Consider the following 18,182-nt stretch of genomic DNA (forward strand, 5'->3'; position numbering starts at 1 on the left):
TCCCCCTACTATTTCCTACTTTTGCTTCTTAAGATATCTCTTCCATACTAATACAACACCTGCTCCGATTAGTAGCATTACTATTAAGAATCCAAAGTAATATCTGAATCCAGTTACACCTGGATATCCATCAATTAATATTCCTGCAAGTAAAGAACAGAATATTTCCGGAAAGTAACCAACCGTTGATATAATTCCAGCTGCAGTTCCTGAATATTGCTCTGGTATATTTCCTTCACTCATCATTGCCCAAGTTAATGCATAATTAACATTATAGAAGAAGTAAATTACTAAAAATAATATTGTAAACACTATTATTGAGCTAGATGATAATGGTAACAATAGTATTGCTAAAGTTCCTGCTGCCATAGCTATGAAGGATACTAAAAGTAAATTACCAGTTCCAACCTTATCAGCAATATATCCACCACCAACATTAGAAAGAGGTGAAAGGAATCTCTTAACTGCGGCTAGAGTAGCTCCTAGTGTAACTGTCATTCCTAAAATACCTGTAGCATAAGGAGTGAAATAGTATAAAGATAAAGTAAATACATAGTTACAGAAGGTTACAATTCCAATTATCCATACTGCTGGTAAACGTAGAACTTTTCCTATTTCTTTAAAAGATAATTTTTCACTTTCTCCGATATTTTCATCATTCATTTTCCAAAATACAAGCAAACCACTTATTATAGTTATTATTGAATAAAATATGATAACATATTTCATACCTGTTGCATCATCTAATTTATTTACACCAAGTCTGAATATTATTACTGCAAGTGGAGCCATTATTGCTGCTGTAATGCCTCTTCCCCCTTCAAACCATCCAAACGCCTTACCTTGATCCTCTGCACTTGATAAAACACGTACTGCTTTTACACAAGCTGGCCAGAATGCAAATAGTGAAGTAAATCCCCAAAATGCGTATAAACAAACTAAAGCACCAAAGCTTAACGGTAATAAATGTAGAAATCCCCCTATTCCAGTTCCAACAAGTGATAAAGTTAATAACATTCTAATAGAAAAGCGGTCTGCTAAATAACCACCAAATAAGTAAGATATCATACCAAAAACGCCAAAAATACTGCCAAATACCCCCATTTGAGTATTAGTTAAATTGTACACTTCCAAATATGCATCATAATAGTCATACCTGAAATATGGCAATCCATAAATAATTGCTCCACCAGCTGCTACAAGCAAAATTGCAATAAAGTTTTTTGATGTCTTTTCACTAAACCCAAGTTTTCCAAATTTGTTTCCCATATTAAACTCTCCTTTAATTTTTATTTAACTGATAAACTTCAAAATACTTATTTTGAAGATAGTTAACAAAATATTTTGATTCAAGCTTTTCCCCTGTTGCTTTTTCTATCAATTCTGTAGGTGAGTAAATTGCACCGTGGCTGTGAACATTATCAGCCATCCATTTATAAATTAAATCTAGTTTACCTTCAGATAATAATTCATTTACTGAGCCTATCTGTCTTTCCATTGCCGCCACAAATTGTGAAGAAGTTAAATTTGCCAAGAAGTAACTTGGGAAATATCCAAAATAGCCTGCGGCCCAATGAATATCCTGTAATACCCCTTCATCATCACCTTTTGGCTCTACCCCTAGATATTCCTTATATTTATCATTCCAGACTCTTGGCAATTCAGACACCTTAATTTTGTTGTTAATTAGATCTTTTTCTATTTCATATCTAATAATTATATGAAGAATATAAGTAAGCTCATCAGCATCATTACGTATAAGCGATGGCTGAACCTTATTTATACCCCTAAAGAACTTATCCTCACTCAATTCACTCATCTGTGGACATATTTCTTGAAGTGTCTTATAAAATGAAGTCCAGAAACCTTTGCTTCTTCCAATTATATTTTCATATATTCTGGCTTGTCCTTCTTCTAGTCCAAAGGATGAAACCTCTGCTAGCATAGTTCCCATTAAGTCAGAGTTTATTGTCTGCTCATATATTCCCTTTCCGCCCTCATGAAGAGTGTTAAATAATCCAACTCTAATATCATTGTCATTATATGTTGTAATAATCCTCACATCATTTGGTGAACTTGCAAGTGTTGTAGGATGCATTCCTTCATCTAATCTACCCGCTGAAAAGTCGAACCCAATACTTTTCAATAACTCTTCAGACAATCTTTTTTGTTGTTCCTTTTCTATATAAATATCAAAGAAATTATCTTCAATATAAATTCCACTACCCTTTATCTTGCTTAAGAGCTCAATCACAAATAACTTTAATTCTTCTGCTAATGAATCAATCTGTTTAACCGTTACGCCCTCTTCATAATAACCAATTAATGCATCATAAGGATTTTCTTCATAGCCCCAGTATTCTGCGAAGGATTTAAAAGAATCAACTATTTTTTCCAGATATGGAGCAAACTTATTGAAATCTTTAGCTCTCTTAGCTTCTTCCCATTGACGCTCCGCATTTGCAATTAGTGTTATATACTGTGTATACTCTTTAACTGGAATACTGCTGACATAACTGTAGTTTCTCTTTATACGCTTTACCATAGAGTCAACATACTTTTCATTATCTTTTCTTCCCTCAAAATAACTTACGCAGCTTCTAAGTTTTTTATCTGAAAATAATTTATATAGTTCTCCACTTAGATAAGCCATAACCTGACTTCTATACTCCAGCCCTTTCTCAGGCATGTTAGTTATTTTATCCCAATAAACTAATGAATTTAAAGTATATTTAAGATATTCTATTTTTCTAACCAATTCCTTAAATTCCATGAGCTTAGTATCATAAATTTTATTAGTTTTCGCCATGACTACTCTCTCCTTCTTGTTTTGCTGCTTTATTATATTTCCATAATCCAATTAAAAGTATTGTGCATGCAATAGCATAAATAATAGCTGCTATATAATAAGCTGTTCTATATCCTTCCTGTGTTACAAATAATACTTTACCTGTGAACATTCCACTTGCTATGCTCGCAAGTCCTGCTACAAAATTTAATGCAGATGCATATGCTGGCCTATACCTATCTGGTACAATCTCCATAGATAAAGAACTATCTACTGGACTACTTAAATTTATAAGCCCAGACCTGATGAATAAGGAAATTCCTACAACTGGAATTGTATATTTTCCAAAGGCATCTCCATTGGCAATCAATAACATAAAAGGAATTGATAGTAGTGCTACACCTCCAAGGGTAACAATTTGTCCAAATTTCTTAACCACCCATGGTGTAAACAACATGAAAACTACTATTGCTAAATATGACAAAGATACTAATTGAGAAGATGTAACCTTATCAATATGAAGATTCCTATTTAGAAAAACAGTGTAGTATGAACTAAATAGTCCCATGCCAAAGGAAATCATAGCCCAATAAATCATATAAATAATAGAATCTCTTCCCATTATGGATTTTAATATGTTCTTTACCTGTTGTATAAACGGTTTTCTCTCTTCTGCAGCCATGAAAAAATAATCATCTTTCTTCTCTCGAATAAGAATTGCAGGAACTATTGCTGCTAATGATAAGACTGCAGCCATAAACAGCACATCCTTATTTCCTTGAAGATAAGCAACTTTCATAACTGGAGACATTTCTGACACATATTCCGTCAAAGCTTTCGCTGAACTATAAGTCTGACCTGCTCTTAATGAAAACATCTTAACGGTTAATGCTCCGCCTAAAAATGTTGTTAGGAAATAACCTATATAACCTATATAATAAGTTTTTGTGTACCAGCTAATCTTGTTTTTACTTTTGGTGTATACGGCTATAAAGGGTGCAAGCATTGCATAATGCAATTGAATTCCTGTTAATGCTAATAGAGTTGTAATATTAAAAATTATTGGTGAATCCAAGTATAATACTGACAACAGAGCTGCTGAACATGAGACTGATGAAAACATCAGCAACTTTTTATATCCAATTTTCGGTATGAAAACAAGGATGAATGCACTTATAAATGTTGCATATCCGTAAAATGCCCAAAATGAAGTTGCTACTGTTATTGAAACCTCTTGAAGGTAATTAATATATGTATCATAAATAATTCCGCTCACCAAGTTACTTATGACATAACTTATAATGAACATAGAAATATTCCATGTCTTACGCTTGCTTAACCAAGATTCTGACTCTTCCATTATAATCTCCTTTTTAAAATAAACTTTTTAAAGTATTACTTATATCTACACTGTGTAAAAAATGGATGAAGTAAATTTAATGAGAAAACATCTTCACCCGTAGGATTTGCTAGCTCCTTGTTATTTATTTCATCTATAGAAGTATTACATTGGTTATTCAAACTGCTATCATTTTCAATGACTTCCATTAAAGCAAGAAATATTTTGGCTTCTCTCTTCATCTTTTGAAGGTTAAATTTATGAGCTCTTACTGTTGCTGGACTTATACCCATCTCTTTACCGATAACCTTTACATCCTTACGCAAAAACATGGCTATAAGCATACTTTTTTGAATATCAGAAAGTCCACTAATCTGTTTATCTAAAGAAATTAAACTTTTAAATACTCCTCCATGTTCATCATCAATATGTTCTATAACAGCTTTTTCAGCAGTCACCATACGCTCCCTGCTCGTATGAATTAAACCCTCCTCAAAATACTCTCCACAAAAGATACAGCTATACCCTTGTCCACTTTCTTGCTGTATATACCCTTTATATAACTCTTCCATACGAAGTTCTTTAAAATCTTTACTAGTATCTATATTCTCTGTAATATCTCTTTTTTTCTCCAATCCACGACTCCTCCTAAACACCATAATTTTATAAATATTTTTAATTTTCGTTTATTAATGACTAAATATTATCATACTTTATTTATAATTACAATATATTTTAAATTTTCTAAAATTTATTTTTACTATAATATTTCACCTTTCCTTTAAACGGCATTTTTTATTTTATTTTTACTAAATTAATAACATTTAATTAAAAATACGTACCTTACTTTAACTTCTAGAAAAACTGTACTATACTAAAATTACATTCATTGCACAAAGGAGAGTTAAAACATGAAACAACTTCCAATAAAGAATCTTAAAGAACTAAATATATTAGATATACAATACTTAGTTGGAGAATTAAAAACAATTTCTTTAAAATACAGATGTGCTCTTCGTGAAATAGAGACTAAATTTGCTATTTTAAATGATGAATATAAAAGTGTACATTCCCATAACCCTATTGAACATATGAAGTCTCGTATAAAAACTCCAGAGAGTATTTTAGAAAAACTTCAAAGAAAAGGTCTTCCTGTAACTGCTGAAGGTGCTGGAGAACTTACTGACATTGCTGGGATTCGTGTTGTATGTTCATTTTTAAGTGATGTTTATGAAATTGCAGATTCAATTATTTCTCAAAATGACTTAACACTAATTAGAAAAAGTGATTATATCAAAAATCCAAAACCTCATGGATATAGGAGCTTACATTTAATCGTAAGTGTACCAGTTTTCTTTTCATCCAAGGTAGAAAATGTACCTGTTGAAATCCAGCTTAGAACCGTTTCAATGGATACTTGGGCAAGTCTTGAACATAAATTAAGATATAAGTATAATGGAGAAATGCCTGATGATATCAGCGATATGCTCCTTAGTTGTGCTGATATTACATCTAATTTAGATGATAAAATGATGTCGGCTCATGACAGGTTATTTGCATAAGAATTTAAATAGAACGAAATCACAAGAATGTGATTTCGTTCTATTATGTTAAAAATTTCTCTCCATCTGTTTAGTATTAATCAAGAATTCATCCATCTGATAATCATGTATATTTAAATCAATTTCCTCTTCCATCAATTTTGAAATCATCTCTTCTTTTTCATCATCAAATATTCCTGAATTTCGTATATTTTCGATTAAACTTTCCAGGTCATAAATTCTACATTCTCCTTCATAAACCCCTAATTCCCTGGAAATATTCACTGCATTTTCAAGCTGTTCTGTAGTATTATCAACATAAACATAATCAGAATTATTCCCAATATCATCAATCTTTTCAACAAAATATCCCAATATATATGCATTTGCATCCTCCACTTGTTGAAAGCCTTCAATATCCCCCTTTGGAGTCACTACTATATAATTATGATAAGGTAGTATCGTTTCCATTGTCATTCTCCTTTACTTACTAATTTTTATCCTCTCTTTGTCACTTACTCATATTTTCTTAAATAAATATTTACTGATATAATCATTATTTTCTTCATTGTAAAGCTGATTTATTCTTTTGAATTTATAGTAAAAAAATAAAAAAGATAAAAGCAAATTTTTCACTTTCATCTTTTTCATTACATATTTGTAGGTTAAAACATAGTAAATAATTACTACACGGTTTATATAAATTTAAAGGTAAACAATTTAATTATTCTTCAACAAATTCGATAATTCCCTCATCTAATCTGCTGACTCTAGCTAATGAGCATACATCATACCCACTATCTTCAAGAAGTTTTCTGCCTGGCTGGAAGGATTTCTCTATTACAATTCCTATTCCACTTACCTCTGCCCCTGCTTCCTCAACAAGTCTCGCTGCTCCAAGAGCCGCTTCACCATAAGCTAAAAAATCATCTATTATTAAAATCTTATCTTCTTTTGATATATATTTCTTAGATAAAGTTAATTCATAATTTATATCTTTTGTGAAAGAGTGTACCGTTGTTTGATACACTTCTCCACTTAATATCTTAGATGTTTGCTTCTTTAAAGTTACCATAGGTAGCCCCATCTGAAGTGCAGTCATAACTGTTGGTGCAATTCCTGAACTTTCTATTGTAAATATCTTTGTAATTCCATGCTTCTGAAAGTATTCCTTAAACGCTGTACCAATCTCGCTCATTAAAACAGGATCAACTCCATGATTTAAAAATGAATCAACTTTTAATACTGATTTATTTAATGCATTTCCATCTTTTAAAATACGTTGTTTTAAAGCTTCCATTATGCTACCTCTCTATCTTCATTACTATCTTCTATTATTCTATCTTCTTTTAAAACTAAATTTAATATTAATGCTGTGATTGTTCCAGTTGAAATTCCTGATGAGAAAATCATCTTAATTCCTTCTGGAAGCTGTGCTATAACATCTGGTCTAAATGTAACTCCTAGACCTAAAGCTATAGAAGTTGCTATGATTAACAGATTTCTCTCTGTAAGTCTAACTCTGCTAAGTGTTTTGATTCCAGCAGCAGCTACTGTACCAAACATAACTACTCCAACTCCACCTAATACTGGCTGTGGAATTCCACTTATTAACCCAGCTAATTTAGGTAAAAAGCCTAAACATACCATTATGATACCAGCCATTATTGCTACATGCTTACTTGCAACTTTTGTTAAAGATATTAATCCTACATTCTGACTAAAGGTTGTATTAGGGAAGGAACCTACTGCTGCTCCAACAATACTTCCGATACCATCAGCTAAAACTCCTGAACCAACCTTCTTTTCATCCATCTCTATTTGTGAAGTTTCTCCTATAGCCTTTAAACATCCTACCGTTTCTATAGTTGTAACAAAGTATGCTGGAATAAATGCAATTAATGCTTTTAAATCAAAAGTAATACCATATTCAAATATCTTAGGGAAAGAAATCCAGCTAGCTTCTTTTACTGCTGTAAAATCAACCATTCCCATAGGAATGCAAATAAGATATCCTGCTACCATACCAATTAATATTGATGCACTGCTAAGCATTCCTTTACCATACCTATTTAATACTAAAGTAAATACTAGAACAAACATTGCTATAGATAAATTTCTCATACTGCCATAATCAGCAGCTCCAACTCCGCCTGCAGCCCAATCTATTGACACAGGAAGTAGTGTTAATCCAATTAAACACACAACCGTACCAGTAACTATAGGTGGAAATAACTTCATTAAAGGTTTAATAAAATAACTTAATACAATTTCAAAGAATGCTCCTAAAATTGTTGCTCCTATTATTCCTGGTAATCCTAAAACTGTACCAACAGAAATAGCTGGTGACACAAATGTAAAGTCTGTCCCCATTATACATGCTACTCTAGAACCAACAGCCCCAAAACCTCTTGCTTGTATTACTGTTGCTAATCCTGATGCTAAAATTGTTGCACTTATAACAGTGGTTGTAAGCTTTGCATCAAAGCCTAGAGCACTTGATATAACTAAAGGTACAACAACTATTCCTCCAAAGGCAGCAAATATATGCTGTAATCCAAATAATATTTTCTTGATTAAACTTGGGTTATCATCCACCCCATAGGTTAATTTAATGTCGTCATTAATTACTTGTTCTTCATGTGTCATTTGTTTATCTCCCCCTCAAGTGATTTAATCTTTTGTCTCGCATTTCTATTTTCATACTTGAAGTTTGATATCATATTTTACTCGAAGAAATTTACATTATTTAATAAAAAAACACCTCAATTTATTCTAAAATTGAGGTGTTGATAACTTTTCACTATAAATAACTTGCCAGTAAATAATGAATTACAACTCCTCGTAGTCTGCAAATTTACGGCTTGCAGGTAGAAACTTCCGGACCATATTACCGATTATATACGAGTTTTATTAACTATATGTTCATTGTATCACGAACATTCTAACAACACAACCTATGCATCGTTAGGATTTTTTTATTTTTCCAACTTATTTTTATATTATAAAGACATATTTATATTTTGTAAATACCTAATTATATATATCTGAGAATTCAATATTACATTTTTCAACAATAGAACTTATAACATCCCTTGATTCTATAAATACATCCCTTTGATCTAATATCTTTACAGGTAGCTCAAATATAAACTTAGTTCCTTTTCCAAATTCACTTTCAGCATAAATATTCCCACCGTGCATTTCTATTAAAGATTTCACTAAAGAAAGTCCTATTCCACTGCCTTCACAATCTCTAGTAAGAGTATTTTTAACCTGTGAAAATCTATTAAATATCTTATCTAGCTTGTCTTTCTCAATCCCGATTCCATTATCCTCTACACTTATAATCACTTTATCTCTTGTAGATTTTATATCTACTTTTATAACTCCACCTGGCCTTGAATACTTTATGGCATTAGATAATAAATTAAGCATTATTCTTTCAATCTTGTCAGGATCACAAGCAATAATCAATTCTTCAATATCTGTATCAAAAATCAATTCTATACCCTTTTCTGAAGTATACTCTGTAACCGACATAGTTATATCTTCTATAACATTAATTATATTGGCATTTTCTAAAAGAATTTCATAATAACCAGTATCGATTTTAGTTATATCAATTAGATTATTAACAAGCCTTAATAGTCTATATGAATTTTGCTTAATAGACTCCATATACCTTACAAGCTTTTCGTGAGTTAACTCTTCCATCCCATTATCTAAGTTTTTCATTATAAGCTGCATTATAGTTAAAATTATATTTAATGGAGTTTTAAATTCATGAGATATATTTGCAAAAAATTCACTCTTCAATTTCTCCATTTCTAGAGCCTTTTCATAAATTTCTTTCTGCTCTACTGCGTTTTTCAGCTTAGTGATGTCTCTTCCAGTACATATTGAAATACCTTTTTCAGGAATATACCTGCTACTCCACTCTAACCAATGAACTTCTCCATTTTTTGAAACATACCTGTTAACAGCACCTTTTATAGATAATTTAGACTTCAGTTCATCAACTATTTTTTCCGTTAAAACCCTATCCCCTGGATGAATTATATCATAACTATTCATTGAGAATAATTCTTCCTCTGTCCAGCCTAAAATATTAGTCCATCCTGAATTTACTCTTTTAAACTTCTTATTGCAATCAACTATAGAAATTAAATCAACTGCTGTATCTAAGAATAGCTGCAGTTCTTCTTCTGCTTCTTTTCTTTTAGAAAATTCACACTTTATATCTCGCGAAAGCATATCATATTTTATTATCATACCTAATTGATTACACATGGTTTTCATAAAATCGTCACTTTTTATACTATAATCATTTTTATTTTTATATAACGTATGAACAAGACCTATTACTTCACTATTACAGGTAATTTTGTAAATGCCACAATATTTTACCCCTAACTCTATTAATTCTTCTTTGCCCAAAATAATATTTTTACAATCCTCAAGTGCCAAAATACCTTCATCTCTCCAATTTAATGGATCTTTAAATATATCACCCGGAATAAAAACCTCTTTAAATTTATCAGTTTTACCTTCACTTATGCCAAAGTTTACAACTGGCTTTAATCTAGTACTTTTAGGATCATATAGCCAAATAGTTCCACCATCTGCCTTGAATCGGCTTATCAAATCATCCTTTGTTGAACTTAATACTATTTGGGCATCATACTCGTTAGTTGGAATCATGTTATTTAATGTCATCATATCTTCATGAGCTCTCGCTAATTCCTGTTCTATTTTTTTAGATAAAGTTATATCCCTAGATATACCCATCACATATTTTGCTGTGTTTTCATTTTTTATAAGTGGCGCTTTATAGGTTTCAAACCATGACTCTTCGTTATTAATACCAGTCACCTTATGTTGTTCTAAAATTGGCTTTTTACACTTTAAAACTTCAGTATCTACATGTCTAAAATATTCGCTATCCTTGTAATTCCATATATCAAAATCATTAGTCATCAAAAGTTCACATTTATTCATTCCTACTATATCTGCATGCTTCTGATTTACATATACATATTTACCATATACATCTTTTACCCATACCCCATATGGAATTTCATCCAAAATTCTTTCTAAATCAACCTTAGTATGTTTGCCCTGGCACAAAGCTTCATCTAAAATTAAACAAAATACATCTTGATCATTCCACACATCTTTACCTAATGTAGCATTAAACATTTTTTTACCTTTATCCTTGGTGTAAAGCTTAATTTTCACTCTTTTCTCTCCATATAAAGATAAATTTGATAAAATTTCTTGAGTTACAACATCAGTGCTATCAGCTATATTAATTATATTTTTTCCAATAATTTCTTCTTTTATAAATTTCAACTTGGATACTATTGCATCATTAACAAAAAGCATTTCACCATAAGTATCGCAAATAATTACCCCTTCATCTAGGTAGTTAAAAATACGTTCCATAAACTACCTTCCCCCATTCATTATATTTTAATTGACAAATTACTACATTTCTGTCCAGTTTCATTAATAATTATACATACAATTCCAAGTTATTACAATCTCAAGTCGAATTATTTATATATATTTTTCAATTTTATGTAAATTAAAGCATTTTATAGATTGCACGAGTATTTAGAAGTAAATAAAGCATAATCTTCCTTATTCAAACTTAACTCTTCTCCAGTATTAGTGTATTATGTAATTAAGACACCGATACACATTTAATGCTTAATTTATATCGTTAGTCATTTTTTATTAACAGGAGGTTTATATATGGAATGGGAATTAAATTCCAAGGAACCCATCTATCTTCAAATAAAAAATCACATGAAACTTAGAATTGTTTCAGGAAAGTTAAAAGAGGGGGAGAGATTATTGTCTGTTAGAGATTATGCCAGTGAACTAAAGGTTAATCCAAACACAATACTTAGAGTATATTCAGAGCTTGAAAATGATGGTCTTATTATTACCCAACGAGGAATTGGAAAATTTGTAACAGATGATGTAGAAAAAATACATAACTTAAGAAAAGAATTATCAATAGAGCTTATAAAAGATTTTATATCTCAAAGTAAAAACTTAGGGTTTAGTAAAAGTGAAATTATTAACTTAATAACTGATATGTACGAGGAGGAATCTTAATGGATAACAACATTTTAATCCCAACTGATAAGAATACCCAATGTTCTACTCCAAATATAAATACTGCTCAATATGAATTGCTTGAAATATCTGATCTTGTTAAAAACTTCGGTTCAAAACATGTCCTTAATGGATTAACTTTCTCTTTGAAAAAAGGAAAAGTCTTAGGAATTCTAGGTCCAAATGGACAAGGAAAAACAACGTTACTTAATATCATCTCTGGTCTTTTCAAACCATCAGGTGGTCAAATAACAATCAATGGCCTTAATATAGGTTCAGAAACAAAACAATTAGTATCATATCTTCAAGAAAAAGACTTCCTTCCAAAATGGATGAAAATATCTGACACAATAAAATTCTATAAGGATTTTTTTCCTGACTTTGATGAAGAAAAATGCAGAAATCTTATCAAATTCATGAACCTCGACACAAACCTTAAACTTAAAACTCTTTCTAAGGGAATGCTTGAAAAGCTAGGTCTTAGCTTAACACTTAGCCGCAAAGCAGCTCTTTATATCTTAGATGAACCAATATCAGGTGTTGATATCATCAGCAGAGATAAAATTATAAATGCCATCATTGATAATATAGATAACAATGCATCAATGATTATTACTACCCACTATGTCGGTGAGCTTGAAAGATTATTTGATGAAGTCATCTTCCTTGGAGAAGGCTCAATAATCGAACAAGGAGATGCTGAAGACTTAAGACTTAAATATGGGAACTCAATTGATCAAATTTATAGAAAAGTATTTGCGGAGTAGGTGAAATTATGGAAGTATTATCAATTAAACAAAATTCTATGAAAAATATTATTAGTATTGCAAAACACACCTTTAAAACCTTAAGAACCACATACATTGTTGAGGGTATAATCCTGCTTTTAGCTTTATTCTCAAACAGTTTCTTTTCTCGATTTACTCAAGGATTGGACTTAGTTCCAACAATCTCAATTTTATTTACCATAAACTTTATTGCTCATCTTATTGTATTTTCACTGCAAATTTCTAAGGAACATGGCAACCTGCTATTTTTAACTCCTATTAATGGAATGCAATTTATCTTAGGACATTTATTAGAGTTATTTGGTATTGATATTCTTATATTATTTATTGTTGGTCTAGTAGGAAGCATAAATGCTCATAGCTTTGCTTCACTTCTAATTACTTCTTCAATGGGAATTTTATTAGGTCTTCTTAGTGCCCACCTGATAATAAGTGCTACAATTGCTATAGTTGGTTCTTATATTAGAAGTACCGGGCTTTGTGTACTAATAGTAATTCTAAGCTGTATTATCGGCGAAGGTATATATGGTTGGTTCAATAAAGCTATCATTAGTTTCTTACCTTATTTCTACATGAGTATAGGAAGACTAGGTTTTATAGAGATTGACATCTTCTCAGTTTTAATTGACATTCTTGCTTTAATAGGTCTTCAGATAACAGCTGCTTATATGATTGATAAAAAATTAGATATTTATTAAAAGAGGAGTGATATATATGAAAAAGAAAATGCTATTAGCAATTTCTGCTTTAACCATTTCAACTACCCTATTAGCTGGATGTGGCATCCGATTTGGAATTGAATCGAGAGAAAATAAAAGAAATATAATAGATAGTTTTATAGATAATGTTACAAATAATGACTTTGACAGTAACCCTAATAATAGTTCTTCAGCCATATATAATGAAGACCTTCATCAAAGTATTTCTACCGAAAATGTAACTAAAATAGATATTTCGATTTTAGCATCCGAAGTAACAATTAAAGCAATCGGTGGAAATGAAGTAACTCTGGATTGTACGGGTTCAAGTAATATAGTTAAAGAAACCACCTATAATAAAAATAACAACACTATATACATTCAGGAGAAAGGTTCGAAATCTTATAACTACACTGGAATTAACAACAGTGTTAGTAGAAAAGTTATAATAGGAATCCCATCATCATTCGAAGGCGATGCCATAATATCCTGTGGTGCTGGTGAAATTATCATTAATGATGCTATCTTTAAAGCCTTAGATATAAAAGGTGGTGCTGGTGAATTAACCTTATCTAATATAGTATTTGAAAACTTATCCTTAGAACAAGGAATTGGAGAAACAAGTATAAATCTAAATAAAAAATGTGGAGATATGTATATCTCTGGGGGTATGGGAGAATTCACTTTAAATCTTTCTGAAGTTGGAGGAAATCTAACTTACTCTGGTGGAATAGGTGAAGCTACTATTGATCTTCCTGAAAATGCTCCTGTAAAACTACTTACTAAAGCAGGCCTTGGTGAAACCAATATCTCGGCTACAACTTCTGGCGAAAACACCTATACCTTTGATTTAAGTGTAGGGATTGGAAGCCTTACAGTGAAATAACCCTTAAAACTTCCCTTTACGCAAAAACTCCTTTCCATTGGGAACGGAGTTTTTATTTAATGCAGAATTAAAGGATGAGGAATGAAATTCCTTTGAAAATTTTTAATCCTCATTATATAATACAATCACATTGCTCTTTAATTTTAAATTTATTAAAATATTTCTCTTCCATAGGAATCCACTTTGACTCAAAATTTCTATACATAGCCAAGCCATTTCTTCTTATAATTCTTTCTTTTTGTATATTAGCTTCTACATCACAATACAATTTAACATCATATATATGATTATATAGTGGATGCATTGAATAGCTGCCTTCAACTATTAAAACCTCATATGGTTTTATTTCAACTTCACCCTCATAATCCATTCTCCTACAGCTAAATACTCTATACTTAAACTCTTCAACGTCTTTTATTTTAGTTACAACCTCCTGAAGAAACCTCTCATAATGGATATTTCCTCCAGCTTCTTCTAACCTAAACTCTGTTCTTAAAGCTGGAGGCAAAAAGAAATCATCCATATGAATAATCTGAGCATTATAAATCTCAGCCAACTTATTTGAAAATGTTGTTTTTCCTGAACCACAGGGTCCATCAATGCCAATTATAATTTTACCCTTTTCATTAAGTTCATCTTCAATCTGCATTAAAGCAGGAAGCATAGTTATATATTCCTCTAACACAACCCTATATGAAGGTTTATACAATTTCCTGTACTTTGCTGAATGTCTAAACAATGGCCTGCCACTTTCTTCCCATTGAGATAAAAAGCTTTCTATCTCACTTATATCAAAGTTGAATAAACGATTAATACACAGCCTTTTTAACTCATCAACCTTTTCATAAAAATTACTTAGTGTTCCCCTTTGAACCTCTGTACTTTTTAAGAATATCCTTTGAAAAACCTTCGAGGAAATTCCAATACTTTTAGCTGCACCTACATTAAACCTGGCATAACCATTCCCTATTATTTCAAATAACTCCACATCATTTTCCTGCTCATCATTCCATTCATCCATAAGCATTGTATAACTAGCTTCCTTATTTTCAATTAAATGTCCACATCCAAACTCACTTTGGTAAGTAAGTTTTAATACATCTTGAACTTCCATTTCAGGATATTTTTTTACTGCTTCACTAAGCACTTCTTGTATATAACTCATCTGAAATATAATTTCCCTTCTTTAATGCAATTACTACTATAGGTATTATAATAATATGCAAAATTATTCCCGGTATTGAATTTATAAATGCACCCGCTAAAAATATGCTAAGGCTAAAATTAACACTAGAAACAGCAGCGATAATAAACATTGAAACTCCCCATACCATTCTTCCAATAAGCATAGATGAAATTAAACTAATATAAATATTAGAATTTTTCTTTGGCAGAATTTTATAGAATAACCCTGCACATAATCCATATGCTGCTAATTCAAAGGTCATTGCTAGACCAACTGGAAATAAAGGTGGCATTCCAAAACATAAAAATCTAAGAATAGGAGCAACGGCCCCTACTGCAAAGCCATACTGCCACCCACATACAAAACCACAAATTAATACTGGAATATGCATTGGCGAAAGCATGCTTCCTATTTGCGGAATTTGACCTGTTAAAAATGGCAGCAATAAAGTTAGTGCTAACAAAACACCTGCTAAAGTAACCTTCTTAATCTTGTCCATAATTCTTATCCTCCTTAAGTTAGTATCATGAAATGATACTCAAAACATTTGATTTAACTACTCACCCTAATCACTATGGCATGCCTTATGATATCTAAGGAATTTCATTCATAAAAAAACACGCAGTCATACAAGCCTACTTCTATAGACCTATAATACCTGCGTGGTATGATTGCTTAATTTAACATATTGTATATATCTTCTTCGGCTTCTGCACGAAATTATAATAATTTTATAATAATTCTACTTTATTGTCAATATTTCCCGCACTCTTTCAATTGCCATGCCTATTATTTCAGAAACATTAATCTCCCCAACTCCAACAATTCTATTATTACATTTATTTATTGGAAGCAATATTTTCTCTGCTCTACTCTGACCTACAGCAACGGCCATAGCAGGGGTTATTTCTCCTAATAATGAATCTGCAATAACAATCCCAATAGGTCCGATAATTATATCTGCATTCCTTGAATTCACAATAACAGGATTTTCACCTGTAGCTGCATAATCAGCTCCTGCTTTAATCATTGTTGAAGTAGCTATTCCATTAGTTCCTATTGCCAATATATCCGCTTCCAAATTCAAAGACTTAAGCTGCTCTATGACACCTCTTCCTATTCGACCACCTTGTCCATCAATAACTACTATTTTCATATTTCCCCCATAATCAATCTTCAATTTTTATTTAGTTCAATTTTATCATATTTACACTTATTATTATAACTATAATAAAAAAAGTGGATATAAAAATCCACTTTTTTGAACGTAACTTTATCTATTATATCCCTAATACAGTCAATCCAATTCCTATAATAAGTCCTGCATATAATAAGTCAATTATACAGTATCCCATAATATCTTTAGCTCCAAGCCCAGCTATACCTAGTGCTGGCAATGCCCAGAATGGTTGAATCATATTTGTCCAAGCATCTCCCCACGCAATAGCCATTGCAGTTTTTCCAGTACTTACACCAAGTTCTATTGCTGCTGGCATCATAATTGGAGCTTGAACTGCCCATTGTCCACCACCTGATGGTACAAAGAAGTTTACAAGTCCTGCACTTAAGAATGATAATAACGGGAATGTAGTTTGATTTGCAATCTGAACAAAGAAGTTAGACATTAATATTGCAAGTGAAACTCCTGCAGCATTTACCCCAGTCATCATACCCATAATTCCAGCGTAGAATGGGAATTGAAGTAATATAGGACCTGCTCCCTTTGCTCCTTCCATTAAAGCATTAAGGAATCTCTTTGGAGTTCCATGTAAGAAGATACCTAAGAATAAAAATATGAAGTTAACTATATCAAGATTTAAATTAAATCCATTATTGATAAAGTAATATATTATATAACTAAAGCCCATTAAAGAAATTAACCAAGTTACAATTCTACTGTTTTCTAATTTGTCAGCTGGTGTCATTTCAGCTCTTGTCATAGCCATAAAGTCTTCTTCTTCCTCTAACAAACTTCTATCTATAACAACAACTTTTTGTCCTTTTGCAGGATGCATTGCTTTATTAATAAGCGGCAATGTAAGAACAAGTACGGCAACAATTGCCATGTTATAGAATGAGAATAAAGTTTGACTCGTTGGAATACCTGCTTCTGTTAAAGCTCCTGCTGTAGCTTTAACTAAGGTTTCTCCACCTGATGCCACAGTAAGAGGAATTGATCCTGAGAAACCACCGTGCCATAATAAGAAGCCTGAATATGCTGATGCAATAAGAAGTCTGTAGTCTACTCCATCAACTTCTTTTGCTAACTCTTTTGCAAAAATAGCTCCGATAACTAATCCAAATCCCCAGTTTAATACGCAAGCAATTGCAGATACAAAAGTAACCATCATTATTGCTTGAGTTGGTGTTTTAGGAATTTTAGCTAACTTTTTAGTCATTTTTTTAAATGCTGGTGCACTAGCTAAAGTATGCCCAAAAACAAGAACTAAAGCCATCTGCATAGCAAACCCTAATAAACTCCAGAATCCGCCTGACCAATGAAGAACCATTGCCATAGGAGACTGACCTGTAAAAATAATTCCTGAAAGAAAAATTGCAAATGTTAAAATAATACAAAATAGAAATGGGTCTGGTAAAAATCTTTGCACTAATGTAACACAGCCGTTAGTAAATTTTTTAAACATATTTTTTCCCCCTTTAATGTATAGTTTGTAATTACTTAATAATCTTTAGGTTGACTCTTCTTTTGCATTACCATCTTTAAGTTTCCCTAATTGGATTGTTAAGTTTTTAACCCAGATATAATTATACCACTTTTTACTTTTTTTACAAATGAATTTTTTAATTTTTTTTAAACTACTCTTGA

General features: G+C 31.5%; 17 protein-coding genes and 1 riboswitch. Of the genes, 5 read left to right on the forward strand and 12 right to left on the reverse strand.

From position 1 onward, the window contains the following. Window positions 1–15: 15 nt before the first annotated feature. From BN1075_RS05385 to BN1075_RS05400, 4 genes are read right to left on the reverse strand one after another with little or no spacing between them, the layout of a single operon-like run. Entirely contained in the window at window positions 16–1,269 is a 1,254-nt protein-coding gene (locus tag BN1075_RS05385) for an MFS transporter (protein WP_040192057.1), read from the reverse strand. A 13-nt stretch (window positions 1,270–1,282) separates the two neighbouring features. Continuing rightward, the gene (locus tag BN1075_RS05390; RefSeq protein WP_040192059.1) at window positions 1,283–2,809 is read right to left on the reverse strand and encodes a carboxypeptidase M32; all 1,527 of its coding nucleotides are present in this window, start codon (window positions 2,807–2,809) and stop codon (window positions 1,283–1,285) included. Beyond that, window positions 2,796–4,148, reverse strand: coding sequence for an MFS transporter (locus BN1075_RS05395; RefSeq protein WP_040192060.1), 1,353 nt, complete (start codon window positions 4,146–4,148; stop codon window positions 2,796–2,798). Before BN1075_RS05395 ends, BN1075_RS05390 begins: the two co-directional genes overlap by 14 nt. A 35-nt stretch (window positions 4,149–4,183) precedes the next feature. Beyond that, entirely contained in the window at window positions 4,184–4,762 is a 579-nt protein-coding gene (locus BN1075_RS05400; protein WP_052406401.1) for a helix-turn-helix transcriptional regulator, read from the reverse strand. 276 nt (window positions 4,763–5,038) lie between these two features. Between BN1075_RS05400 and BN1075_RS05405 the strand changes: the two genes are divergently transcribed. Next, on the forward strand, window positions 5,039–5,689 hold the full coding sequence (locus BN1075_RS05405; RefSeq protein ID WP_040192061.1) for a GTP pyrophosphokinase: 651 nt from the start codon (window positions 5,039–5,041) through the stop codon (window positions 5,687–5,689). Between the two features lie 48 nt (window positions 5,690–5,737). On the opposite strand, the gene BN1075_RS05410 is transcribed toward BN1075_RS05405, so the two are convergent. From BN1075_RS05410 to BN1075_RS20605, 4 genes are all read right to left on the reverse strand, one after another. Continuing rightward, window positions 5,738–6,139: a hypothetical protein gene (locus BN1075_RS05410; protein WP_040192062.1), complete on the reverse strand. Its 402-nt coding sequence runs from the start codon at window positions 6,137–6,139 to the stop codon at window positions 5,738–5,740. Window positions 6,140–6,392: 253 nt separating this feature from the next. After that, entirely contained in the window at window positions 6,393–6,968 is a 576-nt protein-coding gene (locus BN1075_RS05415) for a xanthine phosphoribosyltransferase (protein WP_040192063.1), read from the reverse strand. After that, a complete protein-coding gene (locus tag BN1075_RS05420; RefSeq protein WP_040192064.1) occupies window positions 6,968–8,317 on the reverse strand; it encodes a uracil-xanthine permease family protein in 1,350 nt (449 codons plus the stop codon). Before BN1075_RS05420 ends, BN1075_RS05415 begins: the two co-directional genes overlap by 1 nt. A 176-nt stretch (window positions 8,318–8,493) precedes the next feature. After that, window positions 8,494–8,595, reverse strand: a riboswitch (purine riboswitch). Window positions 8,596–8,701: 106 nt separating this feature from the next. Continuing rightward, window positions 8,702–11,116: a PAS domain S-box protein gene (locus tag BN1075_RS20605; RefSeq protein ID WP_052406402.1), complete on the reverse strand. Its 2,415-nt coding sequence runs from the start codon at window positions 11,114–11,116 to the stop codon at window positions 8,702–8,704. Between the two features lie 312 nt (window positions 11,117–11,428). On the opposite strand from BN1075_RS20605, the gene BN1075_RS05430 reads away from it, so the two are divergent. From BN1075_RS05430 to BN1075_RS05445, 4 genes are read left to right on the forward strand one after another with little or no spacing between them, the layout of a single operon-like run. Next, a complete protein-coding gene (locus BN1075_RS05430; RefSeq protein ID WP_040192065.1) occupies window positions 11,429–11,797 on the forward strand; it encodes a GntR family transcriptional regulator in 369 nt (122 codons plus the stop codon). Beyond that, complete coding sequence (locus BN1075_RS05435) at window positions 11,797–12,564, forward strand: ABC transporter ATP-binding protein (RefSeq protein WP_081911498.1); 768 nt, start codon at window positions 11,797–11,799, stop codon at window positions 12,562–12,564. The genes BN1075_RS05430 and BN1075_RS05435 overlap by 1 nt, the downstream gene beginning before the upstream one ends. 38 nt (window positions 12,565–12,602) lie before the next feature. Further along, window positions 12,603–13,283: a hypothetical protein gene (locus BN1075_RS05440; RefSeq protein ID WP_148315461.1), complete on the forward strand. Its 681-nt coding sequence runs from the start codon at window positions 12,603–12,605 to the stop codon at window positions 13,281–13,283. Window positions 13,284–13,299: 16 nt separating this feature from the next. After that, the gene (locus tag BN1075_RS05445) at window positions 13,300–14,169 is read left to right on the forward strand and encodes a DUF4097 family beta strand repeat-containing protein (RefSeq protein ID WP_052406403.1); all 870 of its coding nucleotides are present in this window, start codon (window positions 13,300–13,302) and stop codon (window positions 14,167–14,169) included. Window positions 14,170–14,281: 112 nt separating this feature from the next. Here the strand turns inward: BN1075_RS05445 and BN1075_RS20610 are convergent, their stop codons facing one another. The 4 genes from BN1075_RS20610 to BN1075_RS05465 form a co-directional block, all read right to left on the reverse strand. Then, on the reverse strand, window positions 14,282–15,334 hold the full coding sequence (locus BN1075_RS20610; RefSeq protein WP_052406404.1) for a uridine kinase family protein: 1,053 nt from the start codon (window positions 15,332–15,334) through the stop codon (window positions 14,282–14,284). Continuing rightward, the gene (locus BN1075_RS05455) at window positions 15,309–15,854 is read right to left on the reverse strand and encodes an ECF transporter S component (RefSeq protein ID WP_040192067.1); all 546 of its coding nucleotides are present in this window, start codon (window positions 15,852–15,854) and stop codon (window positions 15,309–15,311) included. The genes BN1075_RS20610 and BN1075_RS05455 overlap by 26 nt, the downstream gene beginning before the upstream one ends. A 243-nt stretch (window positions 15,855–16,097) precedes the next feature. Continuing rightward, window positions 16,098–16,511, reverse strand: coding sequence for a DUF3842 family protein (locus BN1075_RS05460; protein WP_040192068.1), 414 nt, complete (start codon window positions 16,509–16,511; stop codon window positions 16,098–16,100). Between the two features lie 124 nt (window positions 16,512–16,635). Beyond that, the gene (locus tag BN1075_RS05465; protein ID WP_040192069.1) at window positions 16,636–18,000 is read right to left on the reverse strand and encodes a short-chain fatty acid transporter; all 1,365 of its coding nucleotides are present in this window, start codon (window positions 17,998–18,000) and stop codon (window positions 16,636–16,638) included. Window positions 18,001–18,182 lie beyond the last annotated feature (182 nt).

This window comes from Clostridium culturomicium (assembly GCF_000821305.1).
Classification (GTDB): Bacteria; Bacillota; Clostridia; order Clostridiales; family Clostridiaceae; genus Clostridium_J; species Clostridium_J culturomicium.

Bases quoted from the DNA above. Each gene is read 5' to 3' on its own strand.
- BN1075_RS05415 (WP_040192063.1), bottom strand. From the start codon at position 6,968: ATGGAAGCTTTAAAACAACGTATTTTAAAAGATGGAAATGCATTAAAT.
- BN1075_RS05435 (WP_081911498.1), top strand. From the start codon at position 11,797: ATGGATAACAACATTTTAATCCCAACTGATAAGAATACCCAATGTTCT.
- BN1075_RS05465 (WP_040192069.1), bottom strand. From the start codon at position 18,000: ATGTTTAAAAAATTTACTAACGGCTGTGTTACATTAGTGCAAAGATTT.
- BN1075_RS05385 (WP_040192057.1), bottom strand. From the start codon at position 1,269: ATGGGAAACAAATTTGGAAAACTTGGGTTTAGTGAAAAGACATCAAAA.
- BN1075_RS05405 (WP_040192061.1), top strand. From the start codon at position 5,039: ATGAAACAACTTCCAATAAAGAATCTTAAAGAACTAAATATATTAGAT.
- BN1075_RS05390 (WP_040192059.1), bottom strand. From the start codon at position 2,809: ATGGCGAAAACTAATAAAATTTATGATACTAAGCTCATGGAATTTAAG.
- BN1075_RS05460 (WP_040192068.1), bottom strand. From the start codon at position 16,511: ATGAAAATAGTAGTTATTGATGGACAAGGTGGTCGAATAGGAAGAGGT.
- BN1075_RS05455 (WP_040192067.1), bottom strand. From the start codon at position 15,854: ATGGACAAGATTAAGAAGGTTACTTTAGCAGGTGTTTTGTTAGCACTA.
- BN1075_RS20610 (WP_052406404.1), bottom strand. From the start codon at position 15,334: ATGAGTTATATACAAGAAGTGCTTAGTGAAGCAGTAAAAAAATATCCT.
- BN1075_RS20605 (WP_052406402.1), bottom strand. From the start codon at position 11,116: ATGGAACGTATTTTTAACTACCTAGATGAAGGGGTAATTATTTGCGAT.
- BN1075_RS05440 (WP_148315461.1), top strand. From the start codon at position 12,603: ATGAAAAATATTATTAGTATTGCAAAACACACCTTTAAAACCTTAAGA.
- BN1075_RS05430 (WP_040192065.1), top strand. From the start codon at position 11,429: ATGGAATGGGAATTAAATTCCAAGGAACCCATCTATCTTCAAATAAAA.
- BN1075_RS05395 (WP_040192060.1), bottom strand. From the start codon at position 4,148: ATGGAAGAGTCAGAATCTTGGTTAAGCAAGCGTAAGACATGGAATATT.
- BN1075_RS05420 (WP_040192064.1), bottom strand. From the start codon at position 8,317: ATGACACATGAAGAACAAGTAATTAATGACGACATTAAATTAACCTAT.
- BN1075_RS05445 (WP_052406403.1), top strand. From the start codon at position 13,300: ATGAAAAAGAAAATGCTATTAGCAATTTCTGCTTTAACCATTTCAACT.
- BN1075_RS05410 (WP_040192062.1), bottom strand. From the start codon at position 6,139: ATGGAAACGATACTACCTTATCATAATTATATAGTAGTGACTCCAAAG.